This is a genomic window from Gammaproteobacteria bacterium (genome assembly GCA_013001575.1).
In the GTDB taxonomy this organism is placed as follows: Bacteria; Pseudomonadota; Gammaproteobacteria; order Steroidobacterales; family JABDMI01; genus JABDMI01.
Map to the genome: position 1 here is coordinate 1 of JABDMI010000008.1, position 26,295 is coordinate 26,295.

The following is a 26,295-nucleotide window of genomic DNA, read 5'->3' on the forward strand; positions in this document are numbered from 1 at the left end:
GAGCTGAATAATCTTGATGTAACGATTGTTGCTCAGGTACCTCACGTCATGGAACATTCAGACGCAATTCGTAAATCCATAGCAACAATTTTCAGCTGCGAAATAGACCGGATCAATATTAAAGCAACATCAACAGAGAAACTTGGTGCGATTGGGCGCAAGGAAGGTATATCAGCGCATGCAGTAATTTCAATCATAGGCAAAACCCAGCAAGACGAAAAACTAGAAACTCTGCTTGAAGATACAGCAACATTGCAAACTGTGAATGAGATAACTATAGGAAATATAGATGGTGATGACGAGATTGATCTCAGTCAGGAAATCGATATTCGTGAATTCAATTTTGATGACATCGATGATGACGCCGTCTAGAATCTGAATCTCCGGTTTGAATCAATTCGCCACTGCGCAAGGCGCCCCCAAACTGATATCACCCTACAAAGAATTCTGTGGCCATGCAGATTTCAAAAAATTCCCGCAAGACTTTACCGTCGACGAGATGCCCTCCTATACACCTTGCGGTAAAGGAGAGCATGTCTGGCTGCACATTCGCAAGACCGGTGCCAACACCGCCTGGGTTTCTGAGCAACTGGCGACTTGGTCTGACATTAAAATACGTGACATCAGTTATGCTGGTCGCAAGGATAAACAGGCAGTCACAACGCAATGGTTTTCCATATATGACCCAAAACGTAAATGCGATGGAAAGGAATTTGCGATTCCCGGTTGTGAACTGTTAACCTGTTCCCGGCATACCCACAAATTACGCCCGGGTAATCTTGTTGGCAATCAATTTGCAATTGTCCTTAGAGATTTTCACGGCGATAAACAACTCTTGCAACAACGGATACTGGATATTGCTAGCAATGGTTTTCCAAATTATTTTGGACCACAACGCTTTGGCTATCAATCCAAAAACCTAGCGAAGGCAACTCATTGGGTACAACAAGGCGGAAAGCGAATTCGCCGAGAACAACGCAGTTTGTATTTTTCTGTTTTGCGCAGTTTTTTATTTAACCTGATATTGGCCGAACGAGTTAAAAGTAAAAATTGGAATAAAGTACTTGATGGCGAGGTTATTCAACTGGATGGTTCAAAATCAGTGTTTTTGTATGACGGGCAGTCAGAGACTAAAGAATCCATTGATCAGCGTTGTGAAATTCTAGATTTGCATCCAACGGCGCCCTTGTTTGGAAAAGGTGAGATGTGGGCCGTAGCAGAAGCGGGAAAGTATGAGAAATTGATAGCGCAAACCTATTCCGTAATCGTGGAATTTTTGGGACAACATGCGCAACTGGCCAGGCGAGCATTGCGCGTAATTCCGAATAACATGAGCATGCAAGAGCATGACAACAACGTGGTGCTGTCTTTTAGTTTACCTGCAGGATGCTACGCTAGCGTGCTTGTTGAATTGTTGGTCACAGTCAAAACGGATTAACTAATTCAAATATTTTGTTAACTTTTGTAGATACATGGATCAATTAGCGTTATATACTTGCCTAGAGCCTATACTTTCCTAGCATTTAAAACCTTTGTTATGCGTCACTATCTAAATACATATGACCACACCCGCAGTAAATTCACTGAATTCGGCAAATTCGACTGGCAAAATTGTCCGGGTTAGACGTTATTTGCTGTATGTGCTTGCTTTTTTGCCTGGCATGATGGTCATGGGGCAAATGTTTATTTCCAATTTAAACTACAATCAGGTAATTTCCGGTGAAGCACGGGCTATTCTTGAAAATACAACGACTGAATCTCTAAGACACGCACACAAATTCCTGAAAGTGGCTGAAAACCAGGCTGCTTTAACTGCCGACGCGGTGAGTAAATTTGTCATCGCGGCAAATGACCTTGATGCCCAAGAAGAATACTTTGTGTCGCAACTGGATCTTTACCCCGATTTCGCCGGTGTTTATTTCGCAAATAATCAGGGCAGCTTTTTTTATGTTTCCCGTTCTGACGAGCCCACCGCCAAATACCGGGTAAAATTTAAAAATAACACCACAACCGAATCCACAACCACGGTTTGGTGGCGTAACTCGGAACGCGAAAAACTGGATTACCAGGAGATTGAAGATGATTTTGAGGCGCGTTCCAGACCCTGGTATATAAAAAGTACGACACAAAAAGCACAGATCTGGACGGAACCCTATGTGTTTTTCACAACCCAGCGATTAGGCGTAACCACAGCGGTTCCGATAATTGATGACAGCGGCGAAATCCTCGGTGTGATTGGAGTTGATGTCGAACTTACCGAGCTGGCTGATTTCTTGAGTGAGCTCGAGATCAAGCGATTTGGTTCAAGTTTTATTACAACCATGGATGGAACACTGATAGCGGAACCTTCGTTGTATGACCAGTATCTGAAAAAATCCGAAATGGAAAAGGCAAGTTTATTAAATGTAATGGGTTCAAATGATGAGCTGATGAAGCTTGCTTTTCAATCGGCAATGAGCCTGACTGGAGAACCTGAGTTTTTGCATAATAATTCCAGATATCTGGTTGAAGCGATGCCGATACCGGTCACTGGAAGTACGTCCTGGGAGATCGTTTCTTATGGTGACAGTAAAGAGTTCCTTTCATCAATTCGCAACAGTGAAGAATCTAAATACTGGTTTGCAGGTTTTATAATTGTTGCATCGATATTTTTAGGGTGGTATCTGGCGCAAACAGCCTGGAAACCTATGGCGCAATTGCAAAATGCTGCACATATTGACCAATTGACCCAGCTGCATAACCGTCGCTATTTGATGCCACGAGCCAATCGGCTGGTTAAAACCGCATATATCGGAAAACAGCCTTTATGTGTTGTAATTATAGATATCGATCATTTTAAAGATATCAATGACACTTACGGCCACGCTATTGGTGACAGAGTCTTGAAAATATTTGCCAACCGTTTAACCAACCAGCAACGTAAACTGGATGTTGTGGCGCGACTGGGCGGGGAAGAATTTGTTTGTGTGCTCCCAAATACCACCGCCGAGATTGCTAAATCGATAATTGATAACGAACGCGCGATTATGAGTGGTCGTTTGTACGACATTGACGATTTTGTATTAAGCGTTACATTCAGTGCGGGTATAGCCGACCTCAACGAAGAACGACATACCTTCGAAGAACTTTTGAGTGCAGCGGATAAAGCCTTATACCAGGCTAAACAGCAGGGTCGCGATCAGGTACGTTTAGCCGTTTAAATATTGGCAATATATTTATTTCAACAAGACCACCACAGCACCGGTTCCGCCGTCCTGTATTCTAGCGCTGTGGAATGCCACCACATGATCCCAGACGCGTAACCATCGATTCACTTTAGGTTTAATAACAGGACCTTGGTGGCCAGATCTCAGTCCTTTGCCGTGGATCACACGCACACAACGAATGCCATCATCCTGACATTCTTGCATAAAGCGCGACAAGATTAGTTTTGCACTGGCCACGGTTTCGCCATGCAGATCACAGACGCGTTGCACAGAATAATCACCGCGGCGTAAACGTCGTATTACCGACTTTTGAACCCCGGGTCTCGCATAAGACAATATTTCACCAGACTCAAACTCGGCTTCCTGTACATCCGTCTCCAATGCCTCTAAAAGTGCCCGGCGTTCATCAGCCCGCGTAAATTTCGCTTTTGCGCGGGGCTTTGGAAGGCCCACATCGGCTTGATTGTGTACTATTGGTTTGACCGCCCGCATGGCCTTATTTAAGGCTTTGCGGTCGTCATCTGAAGGTTTATCAGACATATTTTGCTCGAATAAGTCTTAGTCTCTGAAATTATTGAAAATTTTACTCAAAAAAGCCTCTAATTTATACGGCTGGCAAGGATTATTTGTTACCATTTGGACACTGTAGAGGAAGAACAATTCGGGCAGTGATGTATTTCCACTAATTCTAAATATTAAAAGCAGAATCTATTGAAAATTCTAGTCAGTAATGACGACGGCTACCGCGCCGCCGGTATCCAGACCCTTGCACAAGCATTGCGACCTTTGGGCAGTATCACAGTGATCGCGCCGGATCGTAATCGATCGGGCGCCAGTAACTCGTTGAGTCTTGAGCATCCCTTACGAGTACAACGAGAACAAGGGCCATTGGACGAGGAACACTTTTCGGTAAATGGCACCCCCACCGATTGTGTGCATTTGGCCATCACCGGCTTATTGCAAGAAGAACAGGACATGGTAATCTCCGGAATTAATCACGGGGCAAACCTGGGCGACGATGTGTTGTATTCGGGAACTGTTGCAGCCGCAATGGAAGGGCGCTTTCTCGGTCTGCCCGCTATCGCCATTTCACTGGTTTCACAACGTCCCGACAATTTGGTATGCGCTGCCAAAGTGGCCTATGAACTGGTCAGTAAACTGGCTTCACATGAATTATCCGGCGACACTATTTTAAATGTGAATGTTCCTGACCTTCCCTACGAAAAAATCAAAGGTTTTCAAGTCACCCGACTGGGAAATCGCCATCGTTCGGAACAAGTCATTCCTACTCAGGATCCCAAAGGGTCAACACTGTACTGGATCGGCCCGGTGGGCGAGGAAGGCGATGCCGGTGACGGCACGGATTTTTTTGCAGTGAATAATGGTTATGTGTCGATCACGCCTATTCATACCGACTTGACCCAGCATGCTGCTATCGGCGAATTGCAAAGTTGGCTCGCATGAGTAAGCAACGTCTGGGAGTGCCCTTGAGTTTACGCGGAATAGGCATGACTTCACAGCGCACCCGCGAACGCCTGTTGCAACGTTTATACGACCAGGGCATTCGTGATGAAAAAGTGTTAAAACAAATTGGCTTGGTGCCCCGGCATTTGTTTATGGATGAAGCTTTGGCCAGCCGCGCCTATGAAGACACGGCCTTGCCGATTGGTCATGGGCAAACGATTTCGCAACCTTATGTGGTCGCTAAAATGACCGAAGCCATATTACGTGATGGTCCATTGCATAAAGTGTTGGAGATCGGCACGGGTTGCGGTTACCAAACCGCCGTGCTTGCGGGTCTGGTCAAGCAGGTTTATAGCATTGAGCGGCATTTACCCCTGAATACCATGGCTCGCAATATCCTTCGCCAATTACGCATTCAAAACACCAGTTTGTTACACGGTGATGGCTGGAAAGGCTGGCCGGCGAGGGCGCCGTTTGACGCAATCATTGTTACCGCGGCACCCGATAAGTTACCCGAAGCCTTGCTGGAACAGTTGGCGGTCGGCGGGCGTCTGGTCATTCCGGTTGGGCCACAAGGGCGTCAGGACCTGTTACTCATCACGCGAGAGGAAGAAGAATTTGTAACCGAGAATTTGGGTGCTGTGAGTTTTGTTCCTATGCTGCATGGCAAAAGATAGAGCATTTCGCTTAATATGAGAATTTTCACAGGATTGTATGAACGGGTGTTGCAATGGTCGCGACACCGTCACGCGCCGGCATATTTGTCTGGACTGAGTTTTGCCGAATCGTCTTTTTTCCCGATCCCGCCGGATGTCATGCTCGCACCAATGGCGTTGAGTCAGCCACACAAGGCCTGGTATTTTGCATTTCTGACAACTGTATTTTCAGTGCTAGGCGGAATTGCCGGATACGCGATTGGCATGTTTGCCTTTGGCAGTCTGGAACCCTGGTTACTTGAACACGGCTATGCTGAGCGTCTGACTAAAGCACAAAACTGGTTTGATGCATACGGCTTATGGGTGGTTCTTGCGGCTGGATTCTCACCGATTCCCTACAAGATATTCACCATTACAGCCGGTGCTTTGGCATTGTTTTTCCCAAGCTTTGTAATCGCCTCGGTCATTGGTCGCGGTGCCCGGTTTTATCTGGTCGCGGGTCTGATCAAGGCGGGCGGTGTCAGAATGGAAGAAAAAATTCGAAAACATGTGGAAATAATTGGCTGGATCGTTGTCGTACTCTTGGCGCTCCTGATATGGTTAATCTCCAGACATTGATTCGTTATTTGCAAATGATACTCACCGGGTTTTTGCTGTTGGCAATACTTTGGTTACAAGCTTGTAGCTTGGCGTGGAACGACAGCAAGTCAAAAGCTCCCACATCCAGTTCACGCACCACCACACCCAGAGCGGGTACACCACGACCGACCGGTAAGCGTCCGGTAACCCATACTGTGCAATCGAGCGAAAACTTTTCTGTGATTGCCAGGCGTTATGGCATTAAATATCAAGACCTGGCGGCCTGGAATAATATGAGTGTAAATGACATTATTTTCAAAGGCATGAAGTTAAAACTGTATCCGCCAGCTGGATATACTCACGGCTCAAATACATCGAGAAGTAGTAATGGTTCAGGGCCAACGATACCGACAGTAGCATCCCTAAAATTAGACTGGCCTTTGCGTGGTCGTATTATCAATAATTTTAACGCTCAGGACCGAACCATCAAAGGTATCGATATTGCCGGGGTTAAAGGTCAGCGTATCAAAGCCGCGGCCTCCGGAAAAGTGGTTTATGCAGGGAGTGGCTTGGTGGGATTGGGTAATGTGGTGGTGATTAAACACAATGATACGTACTTAACCGCGTATGGGTACAATGAAAAGATATTGCTCAGTGAAGGTGAGAGTGTTGAGCAAGGTCAGGAAATTGGCATAATTGGTTTGGGTTTAAACAATCAGCGCATGTTGCATTTTGAAGTCAGGAAGAATGGGAGTCCGGTGGATCCGCTAGCGTATTTACCCAAATGATGAAATGAAGATAAAACCAAACAAGCATCCCCTTATACTGCAGAAGCACTTTCATTGCCTCACGCTGTAGCTTTTTCATTCTCAAACCAACAACGCCGCCACCACATTTCTTCCTTCACTGCGCAATACATTAAATGTGCGGGATGCTGCAGAGGTATCCATGACTTCGAGGCTTAGTTTGTGTTCTCTGAGGTCGCGTATGATGGAAAAATCCGGGAATTGCAGGCTTGGACCCGAGCCAAAAAGTAATATTTCCGGTTGCCATTCCAGCGCCAGGGCAAAATCCTCTGTAGTCAATTCTGTGAGCGCTTTAGTCGTCCAGTTTTCCGCCAGCTCGCCAGCTCTCACGAGGATAGGACTTGTGTATACTTCCTCACCCAGATGTAATGCTCCTTGCTTGTAAGCCGAAATAATATAACCGCTGTCGTTGCTGTGGCGCGTTAGAATAGTCATAAATCCAAATTAATTTTATAAAAACATAACAGTGCGTATTGTAATCTTTATTAATCGTTCACAACAGGACATCACCGATGAACTGCGCAATACCTTATTGCAAGCTTGCTTGAAGCGCTCCAGTGTAAATGCCGTTGAGCATGCAGCTTTCTGGCCAAATTTGCTGAATTTGCTGGATTGGGACCTGGTCAGTGACCCCAGGGAGTTTCATGTAGTGCCGGTACGCGTTGAAGTGGGAATGCGCGACAGCATTTGCTATCCATTGCCGGCTCAAGATTCGGTGATCAGTGCCGATCAGTTAGTTGCTTTCAATCAATTTTTTGAGAATGATTTTGTTTTGCATAAAAACAATAAAAACGCATATATCCTGAAATTTATTAAGCCATACCGCTTTAATCTTGCCCCTCGTTATTGGCCGCCGTATTTCGCCGATTACCGAGTGCAAGTACAGGCCGCGTCGGGCGAATTGAAAAAGCACTTGTCGGAAATGCAGGCCTGGTGTTATCAACAAAACAGTGTTTGGAATGCTTTGTATTTATGGCCACTTCTAGAAAATAAGACAGCACGCATTATTGATTACACCCGTGATAAACACTTTTCCGACTTGAATTATATACACGATGAAAATGCCAGCGACCGGGTGTATTTACTTGAAGAGCCACAAGCATTTGATTCTGTCTATGCAGACTTGAAAACCAATGTGAAAAACATCGATGCTATTCATATCAGATTTGCCGATTCGAAGATATATGAGTTAAAGCCGAATAAGTTATTGGCTTGGTGGCAACGGTTTTTCGATAAATCTTAATCTACAAAGTTATAATTTACTTGCATGTCTAATTCCGTTAAAAAAACTATAATACGTAGACCGGTTCCCGAGCACCAATTGCCGGACACACTACATCCCGCAATTCAACGCATTTACGCCAGTCGAGGCTTGACCCGTGACAATGAGCTCGACCTATCCTTGCAAAATTTGATACCGGTTAGTGAGTTTAAGTCCGCATTGGTCGCTGCCAAATGCCTGGCTGATCATTTGGAAAAACAAAGCCGTTTGATCATCATTGGCGATTACGATGTCGACGGAGCAACCAGCACGGTCATCGCTCTGGAAGTCTTGCGTGCCTGTGGATGGATAAATTTGTCTTACCTGGTGCCTGATCGCTTTGTATATGGCTACGGCCTGAGTGAAGGCATTGTTGAGGAGGCGATTGCCGAAGGCGTGGACGTGATCATGACCGTTGACAGCGGCATCAGTAGTCACGCTGGGGTGTTGGCGGCTCAAAAAGCCGGCGTTGAAGTCATTATTACCGATCATCATTTACCACCCGCCGAATTACCCACTGCTAATTGCATTGTGAATCCAAATTTACCGCAGGAAAATTTTTCCGCAAAAACATTATGCGGAGCTGGGGTGGTGTTTTATTTAATGTCGGCACTTTTGGTTGAGCTGGAGTCACGCGGCTGGTTTAGCGGGCAAAAAATCCGTAAACCTAAAATAACCCGTTGGCTGGATTTGTTGGCTCTGGCGACTATCGCGGATGTTGTGCCTATGCATTACAACAATCGCATTTTAGTTTCTCAAGGATTGGCCCGTATACGTGCCGGGCAAACGCGTCCCGGTATCAAAGCCTTGTTTCAAGTAGCCAAACGTGAAAGCTGCCTTGCCTCCAGTCAGGACATGGGGTTTGCCGTAGCGCCGCGTGTAAATGCCGCCGGTCGCCTTGATGATATGACCATTGGCATTGAGTGCTTGCTCAGTCAGAACATGAGTAAGGCCTATGAGCTTGCCGAAGCCTTAAATGAGATCAATAATGAACGCCGCGCAATACAAGCCAATGACAGAGCAGAAGCAGCTAAGGCATTACAGAACAATAAGCTCGAGCATTCCAGCAAGGCCAGCATTTGTTTATACAGTGAAGACTGGCATCAAGGTGTGGTTGGATTGGTCGCTTCCGGTTTAAAAGAAAAACATCATAAACCGGCGGTGATCTTTGCCAAAGTGGATGACGTTACACTCAAAGGATCAGCTCGATCGATCGAGGGGTTGCACATCAAACACTTACTCGATGGTATAGCTGCAGCACACCCGGGGGTGTTAAGTAAATACGGGGGACACGCTATGGCAGCGGGTATGACACTGGAAGTTGAAAATTTTCAGAAGTTTTCCGAGGCATTTGAACAAGCCGTTGATGAAATATTGCAACCCGAGCAACGCGAGGCACTCACCTGGAGTGACGGGGAAATAATGGCGGATGATTTTAATATGCAATTTGCCCGGCAATTGGAAAATAGTGGTCCTTGGGGTAATGGATTTGCCGAGCCATTGTTTGACAACAACTTTGAACTCGTGCAGCAAAGCCTGGTAGGACAAAAACATTTACGTCTTAAATTACGTCATGCACAAAGTGGTCAAACCATTAACGCCATTGCCTTCAATCAAGAGTTGTTAGAGGCAGTGGCAAATGATGAGTTGCATGTAGTCTATGAACTGAATGTAAACCGTTTTCGCGGCAGTGAATCCTTACAATTGCTGGTGCGCCAGATTTCTGATTAGATACACTATTCTTACTTATTCACAGATATAAAAAAAGCCCCGCATGTGCGAGGCTTGTTTCAGATCTGGAAGATGGTTTATTTAACCACATTCAGATCCACGCGGCGATTGGCTTTGCGGCCTTCTCGAGTTGAATTGTCGGCAATCGGCTGGCTTTCACCATAGCCTTTTGAGGTCAGGCGCGAACCTGCAATACCTTTAGAGATGAGATACTCTTTCACGGCCATGGCACGTTTGTCCGAGAGCCACAAGTTGTATTTCTCGGAGCCAGTGGCATCAGTGTGACCGGCAACTTCGGCATTGATGTCCTGATACTTGTTCAGTGTTTCAACTGCGCCATCCAGGATACTCAACGAACCAGAGGTTAATTTGGCTGAGTTAAGCTCAAAGTATATTTCGGGTAATGAAATAACAACTTTTATCTCGCAGCCCTTGAAATCTATGCGCACACCTTGCGCAGAATCTGGACATTGATCCTTGCTGTTTGGCACGCCATCATTGTCATCGTCACCGTCAAGTGGGCAACCCATTTTGTTTACCGCAGTACCAGCTGGAGTATCCGGGCACTTGTCATTTGCATCATTAACGCCGTCACCATCAGAATCTACCGGGCAGCCACGTGCATCCACAGCTAAACCATACTTGGTGCTAGGGCAATCGTCTTTACTGTCAACAACGCCATCCCGGTCAGAATCTATCTCACAACCGAATGAATTCACTTGAGTACCAGCAGGTGTGGCTGGACATTTATCGTCTGAATCGTTTACACCATCTCCATCGCTGTCTTTGTCTAAAACTTTAGGTGCAGCTTTGGAACTTGCACCAAAAGGAATTTGCACTCCGGCTCTTAGCAAAACATCGTCATGAATGTAATCGCTTGAATCGTACTCTTGCTGGAAACGAACCTCGGTACGAAATTTGGCTTCATCCAGAAATGCAACATCGGTCATTAACCCCAGTCCAGCAGACCAGCTTGCGTTGGTATCGTCGGTCTCACTGGTATTGAACATGCCAATACCTGTTGCGAGATAAGGAGAAATAGCACTGTCACGATTGAAAAAATACAAGGCATCGAGTTCTAGTCCGACTTGTTCAAGGTCAGTCATGCTTGGGCGATCAAAACGATTCACGTCAAGACCCAGCTCGAGGTTTAAATTGTCGGTAATGGCTTTACCCAGACCAAGGCGGTAGTTATATCCGCTATCATCTGTCAGTCGGCTTTGATCGGATTTGATGTAGGAGCCCAACGGACTAATGTACCAATCACTGGCGTCCGAATTGTTTGATTCCGCGGCAAATGCGTTTAAGCTTATGAGTGCACTCAGACCCAGTGCAAGGATTTTTGTTGATTTGTTCATATTGTTCAATTTGTTCATTAGTTGTAAACATCCTGTTAATTAAAATTAGAATATGTCCGACATTATAAGCTAAAATTGGTTTTATTGATACAAAAAATAAAATGCAAATACTATGGAAATCAACAGTTTAGAAACTAACGTAAATGATTTGTTGCAAAGAACCGACGCGCTGCGGAGGTTTCTTTGACTACGACATCAAAAAAGAACGTCTTGAAGAGGTGGTTTTAGAGCTGGAAAACCCCGATGTTTGGGGAAATCCCGATACTGCACAAGCCTTGGGAAAGGAACGGGCCGCGCTGGAAAGCATTGTGCAAAATATAGACGAGTTAAGCCGTGGCCTCTCGGATACTCGAGATCTACTGCAAATGGCGGCCGAAGAAAATGATGAAGAAACCGTCATTTCATTGATCAGCGATATTGACACCTTTACCAACAGGGTCGAAGAGCTCGAATTCAGGCGAATGTTTTCCGGCGAACTGGATGCGAATAACGCCTTTTTGGATATACAGGCAGGCGCCGGTGGAACCGAGGCCCAGGACTGGTCAGAAATGTTATTGCGCATGTACCTACGCTGGGCCGAAAAACACGGGTGGAAAACCGAATTGATCGAAGCCTCGCCGGGTGATGTGGCCGGAATTAAAAGCGCTACCGTTAAAATTACCGGCGATTATGCCTTTGGTTGGTCGAAAACCGAGACCGGGGTACATCGTTTGGTGCGTAAATCGCCCTTTGATTCCAGTAACAAACGCCACACTTCATTTGCCTCGGTGTTTGTTTCACCCGAAATTGATGATTCATTCGAAGTCGAGATTGATCCATCTGATCTGCGCATTGATGTGTACCGTGCTTCTGGCGCTGGAGGTCAGCACGTTAACAAAACCGAATCGGCAGTACGTATCACGCACGAGCCCTCGGGTATTGTGGTGCAGTGTCAAAACGGGCGCTCCCAGCACCAGAATAAAGCCACAGCAATGACCCAGCTAAAAGCCAAATTGTATGAACAGGAAATGCTTAAGCGCAATGCTGAAAGTCAGGCCATGGAAGACAGTAAGTCCGATGTGGGTTGGGGCAGCCAGATCCGCTCCTATGTGTTGGATCAATCTCGAATCAAAGACTTGCGTACCGGCGTTGAAAACTCGAATACCCAGTCGGTATTGGATGGTGATCTGGATAAATTTGTCGAGGCCTCATTAAAACAAGGTCTTTAATAACAAGATCTTTAAAGTGGGATTCGCGTAAAATTCGCAGTCAATAAAAACTAAATTTAATAAAACGAAATAAACTATGTCCGAAAATCTTGATGAGAACCAATTAATTGCTGAGCGTCGCCGTAAACTAAAAGAGTTACGTCAAACCAGTGCTGCTAATCAGAAGACTGCATTTCCGAATCAGTTTAGACGTAATGCTTCAGCCGAAGAACTGCATGCCTTGTATGAGAACCGTGACAAAGCAACGCTGGAGGAATTGGGCGTGGAAGTGGCTGTGGCGGGTCGCATTATGGCCAAACGTGTCATGGGAAAAGCCAGCTTTGTGCATATTCAGGATCACACCGGTCGTATTCAATTGTATCTGCGGCGCGATGACCTGCCTGAAGGCGTGTATGCCGATTTCAAGACCTGGGATATTGGTGACATTGTAGGTGGCAAAGGCAAATTATTTAAAACCAATAAAGGCGAGTTGTCGGTGCATTGTGACAATATTGAATTACTGACCAAATCTCTGCGACCCTTGCCGGAAAAATATCATGGCCTGACCGATACGGAAACCCGCTATCGCAAGCGTTATGTAGACCTTATTATGAATCAGGAATCGCGTGCGGTTTTTCAAAAACGCACACGTATAATCGCGCATATTCGCGGCTTGTTGAACGCGCTGTCTTTTATGGAGGTCGAAACCCCGATGATGCACCCGATTCCGGGTGGAGCAGTAGCAAGGCCTTTTAAAACCCATCACAACGCATTGGACATGCAATTGTATTTACGCATTGCACCTGAGTTGTATTTGAAACGTCTCACCGTGGGTGGCTTTGAAAAGGTGTACGAGATCAATCGAAGCTTTCGTAATGAAGGCCTTTCTACCCGTCACAATCCCGAATTCACAATGTTAGAGCTGTACTGGGCCTATGCCGATTTTAATGATCTCATGGATCTGGTTGAGCACATGGTGCGTAGCCTGGCTACTATGTTATTTGGAGATGGCAAGGTTGTGAATGATGGAAAAGAATTTGATCTGAGCAAAGCCTTCACTCGCTTGACGGTCGCTGATTCAATATTGCAATATAACCCGGATTTCGACGCAGAAAAAATTCGCGATCGTGATTACCTTGTGTCTTACTGTGAAAAATTAGGCATCTCGACCAAGGATTCGTTTGCACAAGGCAAGCTTCAAATTGAAATATTTGAAAAGACGGTTGAAGATCGTTTGATCGAACCCACTTTCATCACCATGTATCCAACGGAAGTCTCGCCACTGTCACGACGTAATGATGCTGATCCATTTTTAACCGACCGTTTTGAATTTTTCATCGGTGGACGTGAACTCGCTAATGGCTTCTCCGAGTTGAATGACGCCGAAGACCAGGCCGAGCGGTTTAAGGCGCAAGTGGAACAAAAAGATGCCGGCGATGATGAAGCCATGTTTTACGATGCAGATTATGTTGAGGCACTTGAATACGGTATGCCACCAACCGCAGGACTGGGTGTAGGAATAGACAGACTGGTTATGTTCTTAACAGACTCGGCATCGATCCGGGATGTATTGTTGTTTCCATTGATGCGACCCGAGTAATGATGGATAATTTAACTCACTGCGTAATTAAACAGCTTAAACGAGCGATTTCTGGTTTGAAAACCCTTATATTAAAAGAATGAAATATTACGGCAACAAAGGCATTTTGAACAAGCTCATTGCTTTGATCTTGTTACTGCTTTGTACCCAGCTGTCTTATGCAGCGCATTCGCACGATGTTGACGATTTAAGTTTTGAGTCCTGCGCGACATGCCTGATGGCTGAAAATATCGAGCTTGATGATGTCATTTTGTCACCGTCAACAAAATTTATATCGCCAGAGTTTACCTCAGTTGAATCTCTAGCGATCACCTTCCTTGAACTATCGAAAAACAGATCTCGCGTATTATATCTCCGCGGCCCACCCGCATAATCACAACGTATCTCTTGGTTCACACGTCGCCGACGTGTTTCTTTTATTTTCTTAATAATGAGAATGTGATTATGAATATTTCAATTAAAACCCCCGGTCGATCCGTATTATTACTATGTATTGTTGTTCTTTTTTCTTTTTCAGTCGTATACGCACAGGATGGGACTCATGAAGAACATACCGAGCATCATAATATTGAAGAAGTTGTTGTTACCGGGGTATTGAACAAATCTCAAAAAGAGACTGTTGCCCCTATTGCTGTGCTTGATCAAGAGGCACTGCGCGAAAATGCCGCCAGTACAATTGGAGATATGCTGAAATCTCAGGTTGGGGTCAATTCGGTTTCATTTGGACCCGGAGTTGGTCAACCGGTGATTCGGGGGCATGGCGCCAACCGAGTGCAGGTATTACAAAATGGCAGTGGTGCATTAGATGCCTCAAATACCAGTCAGGATCATGCCAATGCAATCGAAGGTATGCTTGCAGAACGCATAGAGATAGTACGTGGACCATCAACTTTACTATATGGTAATGGTGCAATTGGCGGGGTTGTTAATGTGATTGATAAACGCATTCGTTCTGATCTGCCGGAAAGTACTTCAGGTGCCCTGGAATTTCGAAAAAATGACGTCAATAATGGAAACACGGGGGTTGCCATGCTCTCCGGAGCGGCTGGTAATTTTGCCTGGCATGTTGATGGCGTTCTTCATTCGAATGACAATGTGTCAATTCCAGGTTTTGCACTCAAGGACTCTGCTGAAATGAGCAGTTTTGGTATTCTGGAAAATTCAGACAGTGAAAAGCGTGTTTATGGTGCCGGACTGACATTCATCGCTGATGCCGGGTACATAGGCTTGTCAATTAATGACATCGACAATCAATATGGCTTGCCACCCGGTGCACATGAGCATGAGGAATCACACGCAGACGAGGATGAGGAATTTACCCGCCTGGATATGCAACAAACCCGAGTAGACCTCAAAGCCGAATATTCACCGCTTTCGTCATGGGTAAATAAGTATTCAGCGAGTTTAACACTCAATGATTACATGCATAGTGAACTGGAAGGCGAGGAAATTGGAACGGTTTATGACAATCAAGGTCAAGAATTGAGAGTTAATGCACATCATCAAGGTGTATCAACTGACCTGAACGGGTCGCTGGGTTTGCATTATGTGAATCGGGATTTTGTGGCAAAAGGTGAAGAAGTTTTTATTCCGGAGGCAAATATCAATGCTTTGGGCATCTACCTGATCGAGAGTTTAACTTTGGATAAATTAACATTTGAAGGTGGAATTCGTCTAGATCAACAACGAATCGATATTAATAGTCATTGTGATCCGCGCCATAATTCAATTTCATCAAATCTGGGCTTGATATGGAATGTAAACAGCCAAGGAAGTTTGCATTTTTCTATTAGTCGCTCACAACGGGCGCCTGCCGTCGAAGAACTTTTTTCCAATTTTCAAAGTACTGGTTGCAACCCAAGTAGTAATTTACCTAATCCTGATGCGCTAGTGGAGCATGCCGCAACCAGACGTCTTGAAATTGGTGATCCAGGTTTACAAAAAGAGACTTCGTTGAATTATGAAATTGGCTATCGTCATCACCAAGGCCGAATTACTGGCGAAGCAACAACCTACATTAATGCTATAGATGATTATATCTATCTATCCGACATTGCAGATTTTGATGATGCAATTATCAGCCGTTATCTTCAGGAGGACGCCCGTTTCATAGGTGCTGAAGCAGATATTGATGTACTGCTATTTGAGACTGGCCGGGGCAATAAAGTTAATTTTTCTATATTTGGCGAGTATGTGGCAGCGGAGTTGCTTCGCGGACCTTATGTGCCAAGAATTCCACCACAACGAAGCGGAATTGAATTAAGTTTCACTGGACAAGACTGGAGTGTAAAAGTCAGAGACACTTTGGTTTATTCACAGAAAAAACTGGCGGCCAGGGAATCAAAACATTATTCCTATAAGCGCATTGATGTTTATGCGGATTATCATTGGCATGTTGGAGATAAGCAATTTCAGTTTTTTGCCAATGGGCGCAATTTAAGTAATGAAGAAATTCGTAATCATGCATCGTTTACAAAAGAATTTGCACCTGAGCCCGGGCGTTCAATTGAATTGGGTGTTCGTTACGTTTTTTAGAGAGATTGATAAACTATTGACTGTGAATTGTGTCAAAATCAGATAATTGGAACAGGAGGGTTGTTATGCAATTATACGTTCGTCTTTTAAGCGTGCTCATGGTGTTTTCATTTGCGGCTTGCGCAACAACCCAAGGTAGTTCACCTGCAGAAAAGCGTCAATCCGTGCAGCAAATGAAATCTCAAGTATTGCAGGATCTTTATAAGGTCAAACCTGATGTACGAAATCAGGTAAGTAGTGCACCAGGCTATGCTGTTTTTAGCAATGCAAACGTAAATCTGGTTCTGGCCAGTTTCGGCGGTGGTTATGGTGTGGTGCACAATAATCGTTCTGGTCAAGACACCTACATGCGAATGGGTGAAGTGGGTCTGGGATTGGGTTTGGGACTAAAGGATTTTCGAGCTGTTTTTGTGTTTCATACTGAAAATAGTCTGAAACGCTTTGTCGATGAAGGCTGGGCATTCGGGGCACAAGCTGATGCCGCGGCTAAAGCAGCGGATAAAGGTGCCGCCGTCGGTGGTGAACTGACTGTGGATAATATTACTATTTACCAGTTAACTGAAACGGGATTGGCCTTGCAGGTCACGGTCAAAGGCACTAAATACTGGAAAGATCCTGACCTGAATTAAGCTAAACTGATAAGTGATTCCCACAATATGGGCAATCTGCCAATTATGATAAGTTATATGTCAAAACCTGTTGAATTAACAACAAGGATTTGTAATGAAAACGCCACCACGACCGATTAATGAGATCTCACGACTCGAGACCTTGCAATCGTTAAAAATTCTGGATACCCCGCCGGAAGAACGCTTTGATCGTTACACGCGTCTGGCCTCGAGTATTTTTGATGTACCGATCGCCCTGGTTAGTCTGGTGGACAGCCATCGCCAATGGTTCAAATCCTCATGCGGTCTCGACGTAAGCGAAACGCCTCGCAGTGTGTCGGTGTGTGGCCATGTAATTAACCAAAATGACATCTTTGTGGTTGAAGACCTGACCAAGGATGACCGCTTTTTTGATAACCCCCTGGTATCCAATGACCCCAAATTGCGTTTCTACGCAGGCGTTCCATTACAACCATTAAATGGATACAAGCTGGGCAGTTTTTGTGTATTGGATTATGAGCCTCGCTCTTTTACAGACAAAGATCGCAAAGACCTTCTTGATCTGGCCTCCATGGTTTCTGATGAGCTGGTGTTATATGTCGATGAATTAACCGGTCTGACAAATCGGCGCGGCTTTAACATGATCGCACAGACAGTACTTAGTGCTGCACACCGCTCCAAAAACATTGTTTCTGTGGTCATGCTGGATATGGACCATTTCAAATATATAAATGATCAATTCGGACATATTGCGGGTGACAGGGCGTTGAAAATATTTGCCGATTGCATGACCCAGGTGTTTAGAGAGTCCGATGTGATCTCGCGATTTGGCGGGGACGAGTTTTGTGTGCTGCTCTCAAATACCAGCAAGCAGGACGCGGTAACCGGACTTGAACGCTTGCGTGAATTGCTCGATGAAGCAAACGCAAATCCGCAAAACGAGTTTCAATTGGCCTTTAGCGCGGGTGTGGTTGAGAGTGGCATGTTTGGCGCTCCGTCGATTGAAAACCTCATGAGCGAAGCCGACCGATTGCTCTATGCTGAAAAGTCGCCAAAACAGAAGATGACCCAAAGTATTCTTTAGCTTTAGTGTCAGTCCAGATTGTAGGGCATAGGTAATTTGTGCATGCCTATCTCGTTCAAGTCTATATTTTCAAGCTTATCAAGCTGCACTACCGCAAGAACATAGATTGCTTCTGCATAAGTGCTGGCACTCACAATTTCCCCAAAAACTGTTTCACCTCGAATCAATTTTTCACCAGGATCTATTTTAAGCTCACTGTTCGACTGGTCTATTTTCAATATCAACATGCGACGTTTGATCCTGCCGAGATGTTGCATGCGTGCAATCACTTCCTGGCCTGTATAACATCCTTTGTTAAAACTCACGGCTTGTAAAACATCAAGATTCAACATTTGTGCCACGAAATGCTCACTGGTCTTGGAAAATACATCGGGAATAGCATGAAATATTTTCTGTAAACGCCAGCCTGACTCAGTGCGGAGATGGTTTGGCAATTGTTCATCGCTGCTGATATGCATGCGCAGATTGCAATGATCTGCCAGACCAAAAGACCCCAACTCTTGCTTAAGAAGACTGTCCTCAATATTCCAGCTTGCGTAAATCTTTAAATCATCGCGAACCTGGAGAGTAACTTTTGCGCGCATCACATATTTTTGTAAATGCGCCCGTACACTTTCTATTATCGAAACGGGTAAGCACAGCAAAAAGTCATCATTGTCGGCTCTGTATACAAACGGCGTTGCCAATAATCGGCCTTTGGGATTGCTCAGGCCCGATAATTTTGCCGAGTGCATTTCGATGGATCGGATGTCTTGAGTTAATTGTCCCTGTAAAAAATCCTCGGCATCTGCGCCATTGACCTGAACAATGCCGCTCTGGCTTAATAAAGCGCAACCGGGTTCGCTGCGTATAAGTGTTGAAAAATCGTCCATATGAATTTTGTCTTGGGTGGTTTGACTTAGTATAGAGCTATAAACAGCCAATTAGTTTAGAACCTTGATTAATACGATATTAGTCGTCCAATTTAAGTGTGACGCGATACCTGTATTTACAATTGCTAAGCACTACTGATTCAGCGACAATATACAGATAATTCAATTAGCTACAACGAATTTTGTGGCTACTCAATTCACATAATCGTACAAAGCAATTCCATGAAATCAGCACAGCAACCTGAAAATTCAAGCACACTTGGTTCCATAAATATTGTGGTTGAAAGCGATAAAAACAAGAGCGTGTCAAAAGAAAACCCAGACCAAACTAAAAATACACCTAAAAAGCAAGAATTCGGTGGTCGAGGAGGCCTGGAACCAACGCGTTATGGTGATTGGGAAAAAAACGGACGCTGTATCGATTTTTAATTTCCCTTACCTAAGCTACATTTACACTACAAGGTAAATACATGAAACAAATTGACAGACCATTATCTCCACATCTGGGGATCTATAAATGGCAAATCACAATGACATTGTCCATATTGCACCGCATGACGGGTGTGTTTCTGAGTATCGGATTGTTGATGTTGACTTGCTGGCTTTTGGCAATTGCAAGCGGTGGTGAGCAATACGCGCAGGTAATGGATTTTTTCCGTGCACCGTTTGGTCGTTTGTTAATGATTGGCTGGTCATACGCATTTTTCTATCACTTCTGTAACGGTATTCGACATTTGTTTTGGGATACCGGCAAGGGGTATGAAATAGACCAGGTCAAAAGCTCGGGTGTTTTTGTGATAATTGTATCGATATTGATTACTGCGGGTGTCTGGTATCTGATCCTGGGTGGTGCAGCATGAGTCTGGATTTGAAAAAAACCCCTTTGGGTACGGCACAAGGACTGGGTTCGGCAAAAGATGGCACCGGTCACTGGTGGGCACAACGCGTAAGCGCCGTATTGATAATCCCCTTGGCCATTTATTTACTGTTTACTTTTTTAGGCCTGCAATCCTACGATCACATCACCGTAAAAATGTGGCTGCAGCAACCCTATGTGGCAGCGAGCATGTTGATGTTCGTGTTGAGTATCTTTTTTCATTCCGAACTGGGTATACAAGTGGTTGTTGAAGACTATGTGGGTGGCCGATTAAAGGTAATCTCATTATTGCTGCTTAAATTCATTCATATTCTTGTTGCTGTTGTGGCGGTAATCTCGATATTGAGGATTTATTTGGCATGATCGTTTGATATAAAACAAACCAATTAAAAATTTTTTGAATACACATTTACAAGGCATGGTGCAATGACCAAAGCTTATGAAATAATCGACCACACATTTGATGTGGTTATCGTCGGTGCCGGTGGTGCCGGACTACGGGCAACTCTCGGAATGGTCGAGCAGGGCTTGTCTACAGCCTGTATTACCAAGGTTTTCCCCACCCGCAGTCATACGGTTGCCGCTCAAGGCGGTATTTCTGCTGCACTGGGCAACATGGGCAAGGACGATTGGCGCTGGCATGCTTATGACACTGTGAAAGGCTCCGACTGGTTGGGCGATCAAGACGCGATCGAATATTTGTGTAAAGAAGCCCCGGATGCAGTGATCGAACTTGAACATTACGGCGTGCCGTTTTCACGAACTGAAGAAGGCAAGATCTATCAACGACCATTCGGTGGCATGACCACGGAATATGGCGATGGTCCTGCGGCTCAACGAACTTGTGCTGCTGCAGATCGGACCGGACACGCCATGTTGCATACCTTGTATCAACAATCGCTTAAGCACAACGCGCAATTTTTTATTGAATACTTCGCCCTGGATCTGATCATGGAGAATGGGCGCTGCGTCGGAGTCATGGCCTGGAATCTGGAAGACGGTACTTTGCATCGTTTTCGTGCCCAAATGGTGGTCTTGGCCACGGGTGGTTACGGCCGTGCATTTTTCTCCTGTACTTCCGCACATACTTGCACCGGAGACGGCAATGGCATGGTGCTGCGTGCGGGATTGCCTTTGCAAGATATGGAGTTTGTACAGTTTCACCCAACCGGTGTTTACGGTGCCGGCTGTCTGATCACCGAAGGGGTGCGGGGTGAGGGCGGTTATCTTACCAATTCCAAAGGTGAACGCTTCATGGAACGTTATGCGCCCAGTGCCAAAGACCTGGCGTCACGTGATGTGGTTTCGCGTTCTATGACCATGGAGATCCGTGCGGGTAACGGGGTTGGCGATAATGCCGATCACATTCATTTGAACTTGATGCATTTGGGGCGCGAAGTTATCGAAGAACGTTTACCCGGGATTGCTGAAACCGCGAAAATTTTTGCCAATGTAGACGTGACCAAAGCACCGATTCCGGTATTGCCAACCGTGCATTACAACATGGGTGGTATTCAAACCAATTACAACGCCGAAGTCGTCACACTTAAAGACGGTAATCCAGATCATGTTGTTCCAGGCCTAATGGCCGTGGGTGAGGCGGGCTGTGTTTCGGTGCATGGGGCTAATCGTCTTGGTTCCAATTCCCTGCTCGATCTGGTGGTCTTTGGACGCGCAGCAGCAATACACGCCGGTAAGATTATCCAAGCCGGGGCACGCCAACCGGAACTTGGCAGCACTGCCGGAGAGAACGCCATTAGCCGCCTAGACAAGATCCGACACGCCGATGGCGATCAACCCACAGCGGTAATCCGCGATAATATGCAACGCACCATGCAAGATCACGCGGCGGTGTTCCGTACTGGCGAGGTTATGCAAGAAGGCATTGAGAAACTCGCCGATGTGGTCGAGTCATTCAAGCATGTGAAAGTCAGTGACAAGTCCATGGTCTGGAATACAGATCTGTTGGAAACCCTGGAATTGGAGAATCTTCTGGGCAATGCCAGCTGTACTTTGATCGCAGCAGAAAACCGAAAAGAAAGTCGCGGCGCGCATGCGCGGGAAGATTTTAAAGACCGAAATGATGCAGAATGGATGAAACATACCTTGATCTGGTATGAGCGTGAAAATAACCGGGCGAAAATAGATTATCGCCCTGTACACATGGAAACCCTGACAGATGACTTGGCTGTAATACCGCCCAAGCAGCGCGTTTACTAATAAATTTTTTATTTTTTGATTCAATTTAACTGATAAAGATCGAGAATCCACATGGCAGAATTTCGTTTACCTAAAAACTCACGCATTAATAAAAAAGGTAAAACTTTTGCGGCGCCTGAAGGCAGCAAGAATGTTCGCAATTTCAAGGTGTATCGTTATGATCCAGACAGCGGCGAGAACCCGCGAATTGACCAATACCAGCTGGATATGGACAAATGCGGGCCAATGGTTCTGGATGCCTTGATCAAGATCAAGAACGAGATCGATCCTACCCTGACATTCAGAAGGTCGTGTCGGGAGGGCATTTGTGGTTCCTGCGCGATGAATATTGACGGGACCAATACTCTGGCCTGTACCAAAGCCTGTGACGATGTAAAAAAAGACGTGAATGTTTATCCATTACCGCATATGCCGGTGGTCAAGGACTTGGTTCCGGATCTAACCAACTTCTATGCGCAATACGCTTCAATCAAGCCCTGGTTACGCACAACCAGTCCGGCGCCAATTGGAAAAGAACGCTTACAGAGCAAAGAGGACCAGGAAAAGATCAATGAGCCGTCGGCGTGTATTCTATGCGCCTGTTGTTCGACCGCCTGTCCAAGTTACTGGTGGAACAGTGATCGCTATTTGGGACCAGCCATACTCATGCAAGCTTATCGCTGGATCGTGGATAGTCGCGACGAGTCAACCGGTGAACGACTGGATGACCTTGAGGACCCTTTCAAGCTTTACCGTTGTCACACCATCATGAATTGCACGCGCACTTGCCCGAAAGGACTGAATCCGGCCTTGGCGATCGCCGAAACCAAAAAACTTCTGGCGGATCGCCGGCATTGATCCGGTATTGAGCTGGATTACCGGTTAAGGTTGTAAGAATTGTCTGACACACATTCGTTATCGCGTTTGCGTTGGCATTGTCGGCGCGGTATGCGAGAATTAGACGTCTTACTGGAGCAATACCTGGATCAAATATTTCCAATCGCATCGGCAACTGAACAACAAGGATTTGTTGACTTATTGGCACTGGAAGATCCGGTTCTCTTTGGGTACATCATCGGCAGGGAGCAGCCATCCAATGAAACCATGCAAAAACTCGTTATCACCATCCGCAATATCCGCGAAACCTAATTCTGTAAAAAGCGAACAAGGTGTCGCTAATTCTTCGTTGACAAGTCAGACAGCATTCTCGACGGCAATGCAAACTACGCTTGAACCGGCCACAGTTGAGTTTGTGCTACACATAGTTTGTTTACTGGCGGCATTTGGATTAGTGGCTTCTCTGGCATTGGCAAAACGGTATCAAGCGTTGCTTTATGGCTTGCTTATTGCAATGGGTGCGTTTGAGATTGTGCGATCACATCGCAACAGAGTCAGAGATGATTTTTGCAAAATTCTGGTTATTCATCATCAGTGGTATTTGCAACAAAGCCTGGGAAATCGTGTAGCCGTGACGTTAAATTCAATGGCGACGATTTTCGGCCTCGGATATAGCCTGCGATTCAGCGATAAAAATCAAGCTCAGGATTATGTGCACAAGATTTGGTGTTTTTCCACAAATCAGGATTTTATACGCTATTGTCAACAAATCAGACAGCATGGAATACCGGCAGAAAATCGATAATTATCAGGAACCCGTGTAAAGCAAAATAGTCTAAACGCAGATAAATCGAATAACATACTGCAGTCTGGCCTGATAGAATTACCCAACAGTCCAGCTGCATAACAGATGGACAATCACACAATGAGTAAATCCGCATTGGCATCAGTAGACAATAATACTTCGGTATCTCAACTTGAGAAAAGCAGTGATAAAAGTCGAGTAGTCACCGATCTTGATCTTGTACGACGTGTGCAGGCTGGAGAAAAAGCAGCTTTTGATATTCTGGTACTTAAGTATCAGCACAAGATCATCAAATTGGTAATGCGTTTTTTGTCTGATCATTCCGAGGCTCACGACGTAACCCAGGATGCTTTCATTAAGGCCTATAAGGCATTGCCGAAATTTCGTGGCGATAGCGCGTTCTATACCTGGTTATATCGTATTGCAGTCAACACCGCCAAGAATTATCTGGTCGCACGCGGGCGTCGTCCCAGAAACTACAGTGGCATCAATCTCAAACATGACGATAATGATGCTTTTGATCCCTCCTTACTATTAACCTCAATTGATACGCCAGACCGGCTTGCCATGAAAGAAGAATTGCGAAAGGGCATTCATAATGCCATTTCTTCTTTGCCTGAGGATCTTCGCGTAGCAGTGAGTTTGCGTGAATATGAGGGCATGAGCTACGAAGACATTGCCAGAATAATGAACTGTCCGATAGGTACGGTGCGCTCTCGCATTTTCAGGGCGCGAGAAGCCATAGAAAAACAGATCCACGACTTACTGGAGAACACCGAATAATTTAGGAGTTAGGCGAGATCTGTCAAATATACAAGTGTATCTGCACTGTATAAAAATATTTTCCCAGACAGGGAACGCTGACTCGTCAACCTGTCTAAGCAACAGGTTATCCGAAGAGATAAACCATTAATATTTTCATCAGTTGGTCAAGCCAATGTTGAGGAAACTATGTCAGAGCAAATCAGTGAACAATTATCAGCCCTGCTGGATGGCGAATTGCCAGAAGCGGAACTCTCGCTATTGTTGCGCCAAATAGAGAAACAACCCGAAATGTTGCTACAGGCGCAGTGCGTTCAGCAAGCGCGAGTTTGTGTGCAAGGGGAACAGCCCATCTCAAGTATCTCTGACACCATACGCTTGAGCGCAAGTATTCAAAGTGCAATTCGGGATGAACCGGCTTACCCAAGTTATGATTTGACCAATAAGCAACGCTTGTCTCAGCAGCTAATATCCGGGCTTGAGAATCAGGCCGATACGCTTCCGACTGCGGGTTTAACTCCGTCGCACTCTTCGCCCACACAAAAAAACAACCTTAAATCGAGCGCACTTACTACGTCTCCGGGCAATGATCGTTGGAAGCCTTTGATCGGCACCGGGATTGCCGCTGCCGTGGCTTTATTTGCAGTAAGCACTTGGCAATTGCAAACCAGTCAGCCGGATCTGCTCAATACCCCATTTGCCGTGCAAAATAATCCGGATTTGATTTCTGACTCTGCACACCAGTCTTTACTTTCCAGTGGCCAGCAAACGAATCAAGGAAATGTAACTGCAGGGGAAATTGAGGCACAATCGTTACCAAAAACGGTTCCAAACATTAGTGAGCTAAGTTTCGCTGAACCGTTTAATCCGAATAACGGCTCGCGTCAGGTGAAATACAGCGATTTCTTGTTACAAAATCAGGTTGCACCCAATAGCACAGCCACTCAGTTAACCCAGTTGGCTGATGAGTTACGCGCTACCCAATCCCAACAAGTCTTCTATGATCCGCGCACAGGCAGAATTGTGATGACAATTCGTCCTATAGACAGACCATAAAGCTCTATTTAGAGAGTCTCTAAGCCGTGATCATTGAGCAGGGCATCGTAAAATTCATTGACTCCAGTCGAGTCACGGTTGAGTGTCGCTCGCGACTGGATTGTATACGCTGCGCCCAGGGTAAAGGTTGCGGAGGTGGCATTTTATCTCGCTGGCTGGGTAACCGCCAGTTTCAGATCAAAGCGTATTATGATTCCGGGCAGGTCAGGCCACAGATTGGCCAGGTAGTGTCAGTAGGATTTCCAGCAAGTCGACTCGTACACCTGGCTGCCATTATGTATGGGTTACCATTACTGCTAGTAATTCTATTTTTGGGTGTGCAAGTCAGTCTATTTCCAGACAGTTCAGAATTTGTCAGTATTTTGCTGGCCACGCTTGCTCTTTTGGCTGGTTTTAAAACTGCGTCAATGTTTGTGAAAAATGCAAATACCAAGGGTAAATTACTGCCATCAGTTTTAACTGGCTCTTCTGACAACCTGGCCGGCGAGCTTGCTTGCAGCGCTAAAATGGCCAATTCTTCCTGATATGAATAAGTTACGTCTTTTTTATCGAGAAGGCTGTCATTTATGCGAGGTGATGTTGGATGATCTGCATCCTTATTTGCAAAGCGATGACGTGGCCTTAGAGCGTGTGGACATTGATGAGCACCCTGAATGGCTGGCTTTATACAACACGATGGTCCCTGTCTTGCACGTGAATGACGAGCCATTGTGTAAATTTCACTTAAATACAGAGCGTTTGCTCCAGGCGCTGGTCAGTCCATAAGCTAAATTTGAATCACACAATTTGTGAAACGTCCAACCAGGCGGGTC

Annotated in this window: 29 protein-coding genes; 25 read left to right on the forward strand and 4 right to left on the reverse strand. The window is 45.5% G+C overall.

All coding sequences use genetic code 11. The features are described 5' to 3' along the window. The 3 genes from HKN88_00455 to HKN88_00465 form a co-directional block, all read left to right on the forward strand. On the forward strand, positions 1 to 372 hold a 372-nt coding region (locus HKN88_00455; protein NNC96521.1), incomplete at its 5' end, for a hypothetical protein. A gap of 16 nt (positions 373 to 388) precedes the next feature. Continuing rightward, complete coding sequence (locus tag HKN88_00460) at positions 389 to 1,438, forward strand: tRNA pseudouridine(13) synthase TruD (GenBank protein NNC96522.1); 1,050 nt, start codon at positions 389 to 391, stop codon at positions 1,436 to 1,438. A 121-nt stretch (positions 1,439 to 1,559) separates the two neighbouring features. Further along, a complete protein-coding gene (locus HKN88_00465; protein ID NNC96523.1) occupies positions 1,560 to 3,200 on the forward strand; it encodes a diguanylate cyclase in 1,641 nt (546 codons plus the stop codon). Between the two features lie 15 nt (positions 3,201 to 3,215). Here HKN88_00465 and HKN88_00470 read toward each other — a convergent pair whose 3' ends face one another. Then, complete coding sequence (locus HKN88_00470) at positions 3,216 to 3,746, reverse strand: DNA mismatch repair protein MutS (GenBank protein NNC96524.1); 531 nt, start codon at positions 3,744 to 3,746, stop codon at positions 3,216 to 3,218. Positions 3,747 to 3,917: 171 nt separating this feature from the next. Here HKN88_00470 and surE point away from each other — a divergent pair, with 171 nt between their 5' ends. Genes surE through HKN88_00490 form a run of 4 tightly spaced genes read left to right on the forward strand, consistent with a single transcriptional unit; the run spans position 3,918 to position 6,693 of the window. After that, positions 3,918 to 4,670, forward strand: coding sequence for a 5'/3'-nucleotidase SurE (surE, locus tag HKN88_00475; GenBank protein NNC96525.1), 753 nt, complete (start codon positions 3,918 to 3,920; stop codon positions 4,668 to 4,670). Then, positions 4,667 to 5,347, forward strand: coding sequence for a protein-L-isoaspartate(D-aspartate) O-methyltransferase (locus tag HKN88_00480; protein ID NNC96526.1), 681 nt, complete (start codon positions 4,667 to 4,669; stop codon positions 5,345 to 5,347). The genes surE and HKN88_00480 overlap by 4 nt, the downstream gene beginning before the upstream one ends. 15 nt (positions 5,348 to 5,362) lie before the next feature. After that, a complete protein-coding gene (locus HKN88_00485) occupies positions 5,363 to 5,944 on the forward strand; it encodes a DedA family protein (protein NNC96527.1) in 582 nt (193 codons plus the stop codon). Next, the gene (locus HKN88_00490) at positions 5,923 to 6,693 is read left to right on the forward strand and encodes a peptidoglycan DD-metalloendopeptidase family protein (protein ID NNC96528.1); all 771 of its coding nucleotides are present in this window, start codon (positions 5,923 to 5,925) and stop codon (positions 6,691 to 6,693) included. The genes HKN88_00485 and HKN88_00490 overlap by 22 nt, the downstream gene beginning before the upstream one ends. Before the next feature lie 81 nt (positions 6,694 to 6,774). Here the strand turns inward: HKN88_00490 and HKN88_00495 are convergent, their stop codons facing one another. Next, positions 6,775 to 7,146 carry a hypothetical protein gene (locus tag HKN88_00495; protein ID NNC96529.1) on the reverse strand — a complete coding sequence of 124 codons (372 nt, stop codon included), beginning with the start codon at positions 7,144 to 7,146 and terminating at the stop codon, positions 6,775 to 6,777. A gap of 31 nt (positions 7,147 to 7,177) precedes the next feature. Here HKN88_00495 and HKN88_00500 point away from each other — a divergent pair, with 31 nt between their 5' ends. Next, entirely contained in the window at positions 7,178 to 7,954 is a 777-nt protein-coding gene (locus HKN88_00500) for a hypothetical protein (GenBank protein ID NNC96530.1), read from the forward strand. A gap of 24 nt (positions 7,955 to 7,978) precedes the next feature. Next, entirely contained in the window at positions 7,979 to 9,703 is a 1,725-nt protein-coding gene (recJ, locus tag HKN88_00505) for a single-stranded-DNA-specific exonuclease RecJ (GenBank protein ID NNC96531.1), read from the forward strand. A 77-nt stretch (positions 9,704 to 9,780) separates the two neighbouring features. Here recJ and HKN88_00510 read toward each other — a convergent pair whose 3' ends face one another. After that, positions 9,781 to 11,061 (reverse strand): OmpA family protein, encoded by a 1,281-nt coding sequence (locus HKN88_00510; protein NNC96532.1) that lies wholly within the window; start codon positions 11,059 to 11,061, stop codon positions 9,781 to 9,783. Positions 11,062 to 11,173: 112 nt separating this feature from the next. On the opposite strand from HKN88_00510, the gene prfB reads away from it, so the two are divergent. The 5 genes from prfB to HKN88_00535 all read left to right on the forward strand — a co-directional run bounded on the left by prfB (position 11,174) and on the right by HKN88_00535 (position 18,075). After that, a protein-coding gene (prfB, locus tag HKN88_00515; GenBank protein NNC96533.1) for a peptide chain release factor 2 occupies positions 11,174 to 12,269 on the forward strand; the annotation gives its coding sequence in 2 pieces (ribosomal slippage) (positions 11,174 to 11,236 and positions 11,238 to 12,269; 1,095 coding nt in all). Between the two features lie 76 nt (positions 12,270 to 12,345). Continuing rightward, complete coding sequence (lysS, locus tag HKN88_00520) at positions 12,346 to 13,848, forward strand: lysine--tRNA ligase (protein ID NNC96534.1); 1,503 nt, start codon at positions 12,346 to 12,348, stop codon at positions 13,846 to 13,848. A 444-nt stretch (positions 13,849 to 14,292) separates the two neighbouring features. After that, the gene (locus HKN88_00525) at positions 14,293 to 16,383 is read left to right on the forward strand and encodes a TonB-dependent receptor (GenBank protein NNC96535.1); all 2,091 of its coding nucleotides are present in this window, start codon (positions 14,293 to 14,295) and stop codon (positions 16,381 to 16,383) included. Between the two features lie 65 nt (positions 16,384 to 16,448). Further along, positions 16,449 to 17,012: a hypothetical protein gene (locus HKN88_00530; GenBank protein NNC96536.1), complete on the forward strand. Its 564-nt coding sequence runs from the start codon at positions 16,449 to 16,451 to the stop codon at positions 17,010 to 17,012. A gap of 94 nt (positions 17,013 to 17,106) precedes the next feature. Then, complete coding sequence (locus HKN88_00535) at positions 17,107 to 18,075, forward strand: sensor domain-containing diguanylate cyclase (protein ID NNC96537.1); 969 nt, start codon at positions 17,107 to 17,109, stop codon at positions 18,073 to 18,075. 8 nt (positions 18,076 to 18,083) lie between these two features. On the opposite strand, the gene HKN88_00540 is transcribed toward HKN88_00535, so the two are convergent. Then, complete coding sequence (locus HKN88_00540; GenBank protein NNC96538.1) at positions 18,084 to 18,947, reverse strand: folate-binding protein YgfZ; 864 nt, start codon at positions 18,945 to 18,947, stop codon at positions 18,084 to 18,086. 222 nt (positions 18,948 to 19,169) lie between these two features. Here HKN88_00540 and HKN88_00545 point away from each other — a divergent pair, with 222 nt between their 5' ends. From HKN88_00545 to HKN88_00595, 11 genes are all read left to right on the forward strand, one after another. Then, the gene (locus HKN88_00545) at positions 19,170 to 19,376 is read left to right on the forward strand and encodes a DUF1674 domain-containing protein (GenBank protein ID NNC96539.1); all 207 of its coding nucleotides are present in this window, start codon (positions 19,170 to 19,172) and stop codon (positions 19,374 to 19,376) included. A gap of 41 nt (positions 19,377 to 19,417) precedes the next feature. Further along, complete coding sequence (gene sdhC / locus HKN88_00550; GenBank protein ID NNC96540.1) at positions 19,418 to 19,807, forward strand: succinate dehydrogenase, cytochrome b556 subunit; 390 nt, start codon at positions 19,418 to 19,420, stop codon at positions 19,805 to 19,807. Further along, positions 19,804 to 20,187, forward strand: a complete 384-nt coding sequence (sdhD, locus tag HKN88_00555) for a succinate dehydrogenase, hydrophobic membrane anchor protein (protein ID NNC96541.1) — start codon at positions 19,804 to 19,806, stop codon at positions 20,185 to 20,187. The genes sdhC and sdhD overlap by 4 nt, the downstream gene beginning before the upstream one ends. Positions 20,188 to 20,250: 63 nt before the next feature. Next, on the forward strand, positions 20,251 to 22,044 hold the full coding sequence (locus tag HKN88_00560; GenBank protein NNC96542.1) for a succinate dehydrogenase flavoprotein subunit: 1,794 nt from the start codon (positions 20,251 to 20,253) through the stop codon (positions 22,042 to 22,044). A 51-nt stretch (positions 22,045 to 22,095) separates the two neighbouring features. Further along, on the forward strand, positions 22,096 to 22,881 hold the full coding sequence (locus tag HKN88_00565) for a succinate dehydrogenase iron-sulfur subunit (protein NNC96543.1): 786 nt from the start codon (positions 22,096 to 22,098) through the stop codon (positions 22,879 to 22,881). A gap of 90 nt (positions 22,882 to 22,971) precedes the next feature. Next, positions 22,972 to 23,172: a succinate dehydrogenase assembly factor 2 gene (locus tag HKN88_00570; GenBank protein ID NNC96544.1), complete on the forward strand. Its 201-nt coding sequence runs from the start codon at positions 22,972 to 22,974 to the stop codon at positions 23,170 to 23,172. A gap of 67 nt (positions 23,173 to 23,239) precedes the next feature. Next, complete coding sequence (locus HKN88_00575) at positions 23,240 to 23,665, forward strand: hypothetical protein (GenBank protein NNC96545.1); 426 nt, start codon at positions 23,240 to 23,242, stop codon at positions 23,663 to 23,665. A gap of 120 nt (positions 23,666 to 23,785) precedes the next feature. Continuing rightward, positions 23,786 to 24,448 carry an RNA polymerase sigma factor RpoE gene (rpoE, locus tag HKN88_00580; GenBank protein NNC96546.1) on the forward strand — a complete coding sequence of 221 codons (663 nt, stop codon included), beginning with the start codon at positions 23,786 to 23,788 and terminating at the stop codon, positions 24,446 to 24,448. 168 nt (positions 24,449 to 24,616) lie between these two features. Beyond that, entirely contained in the window at positions 24,617 to 25,483 is an 867-nt protein-coding gene (locus HKN88_00585; protein ID NNC96547.1) for a hypothetical protein, read from the forward strand. A 26-nt stretch (positions 25,484 to 25,509) separates the two neighbouring features. Continuing rightward, positions 25,510 to 26,007, forward strand: coding sequence for a hypothetical protein (locus HKN88_00590; protein NNC96548.1), 498 nt, complete (start codon positions 25,510 to 25,512; stop codon positions 26,005 to 26,007). Position 26,008: 1 nt separating this feature from the next. Further along, positions 26,009 to 26,248 (forward strand): glutaredoxin family protein, encoded by a 240-nt coding sequence (locus tag HKN88_00595; GenBank protein NNC96549.1) that lies wholly within the window; start codon positions 26,009 to 26,011, stop codon positions 26,246 to 26,248. Positions 26,249 to 26,295 lie beyond the last annotated feature (47 nt).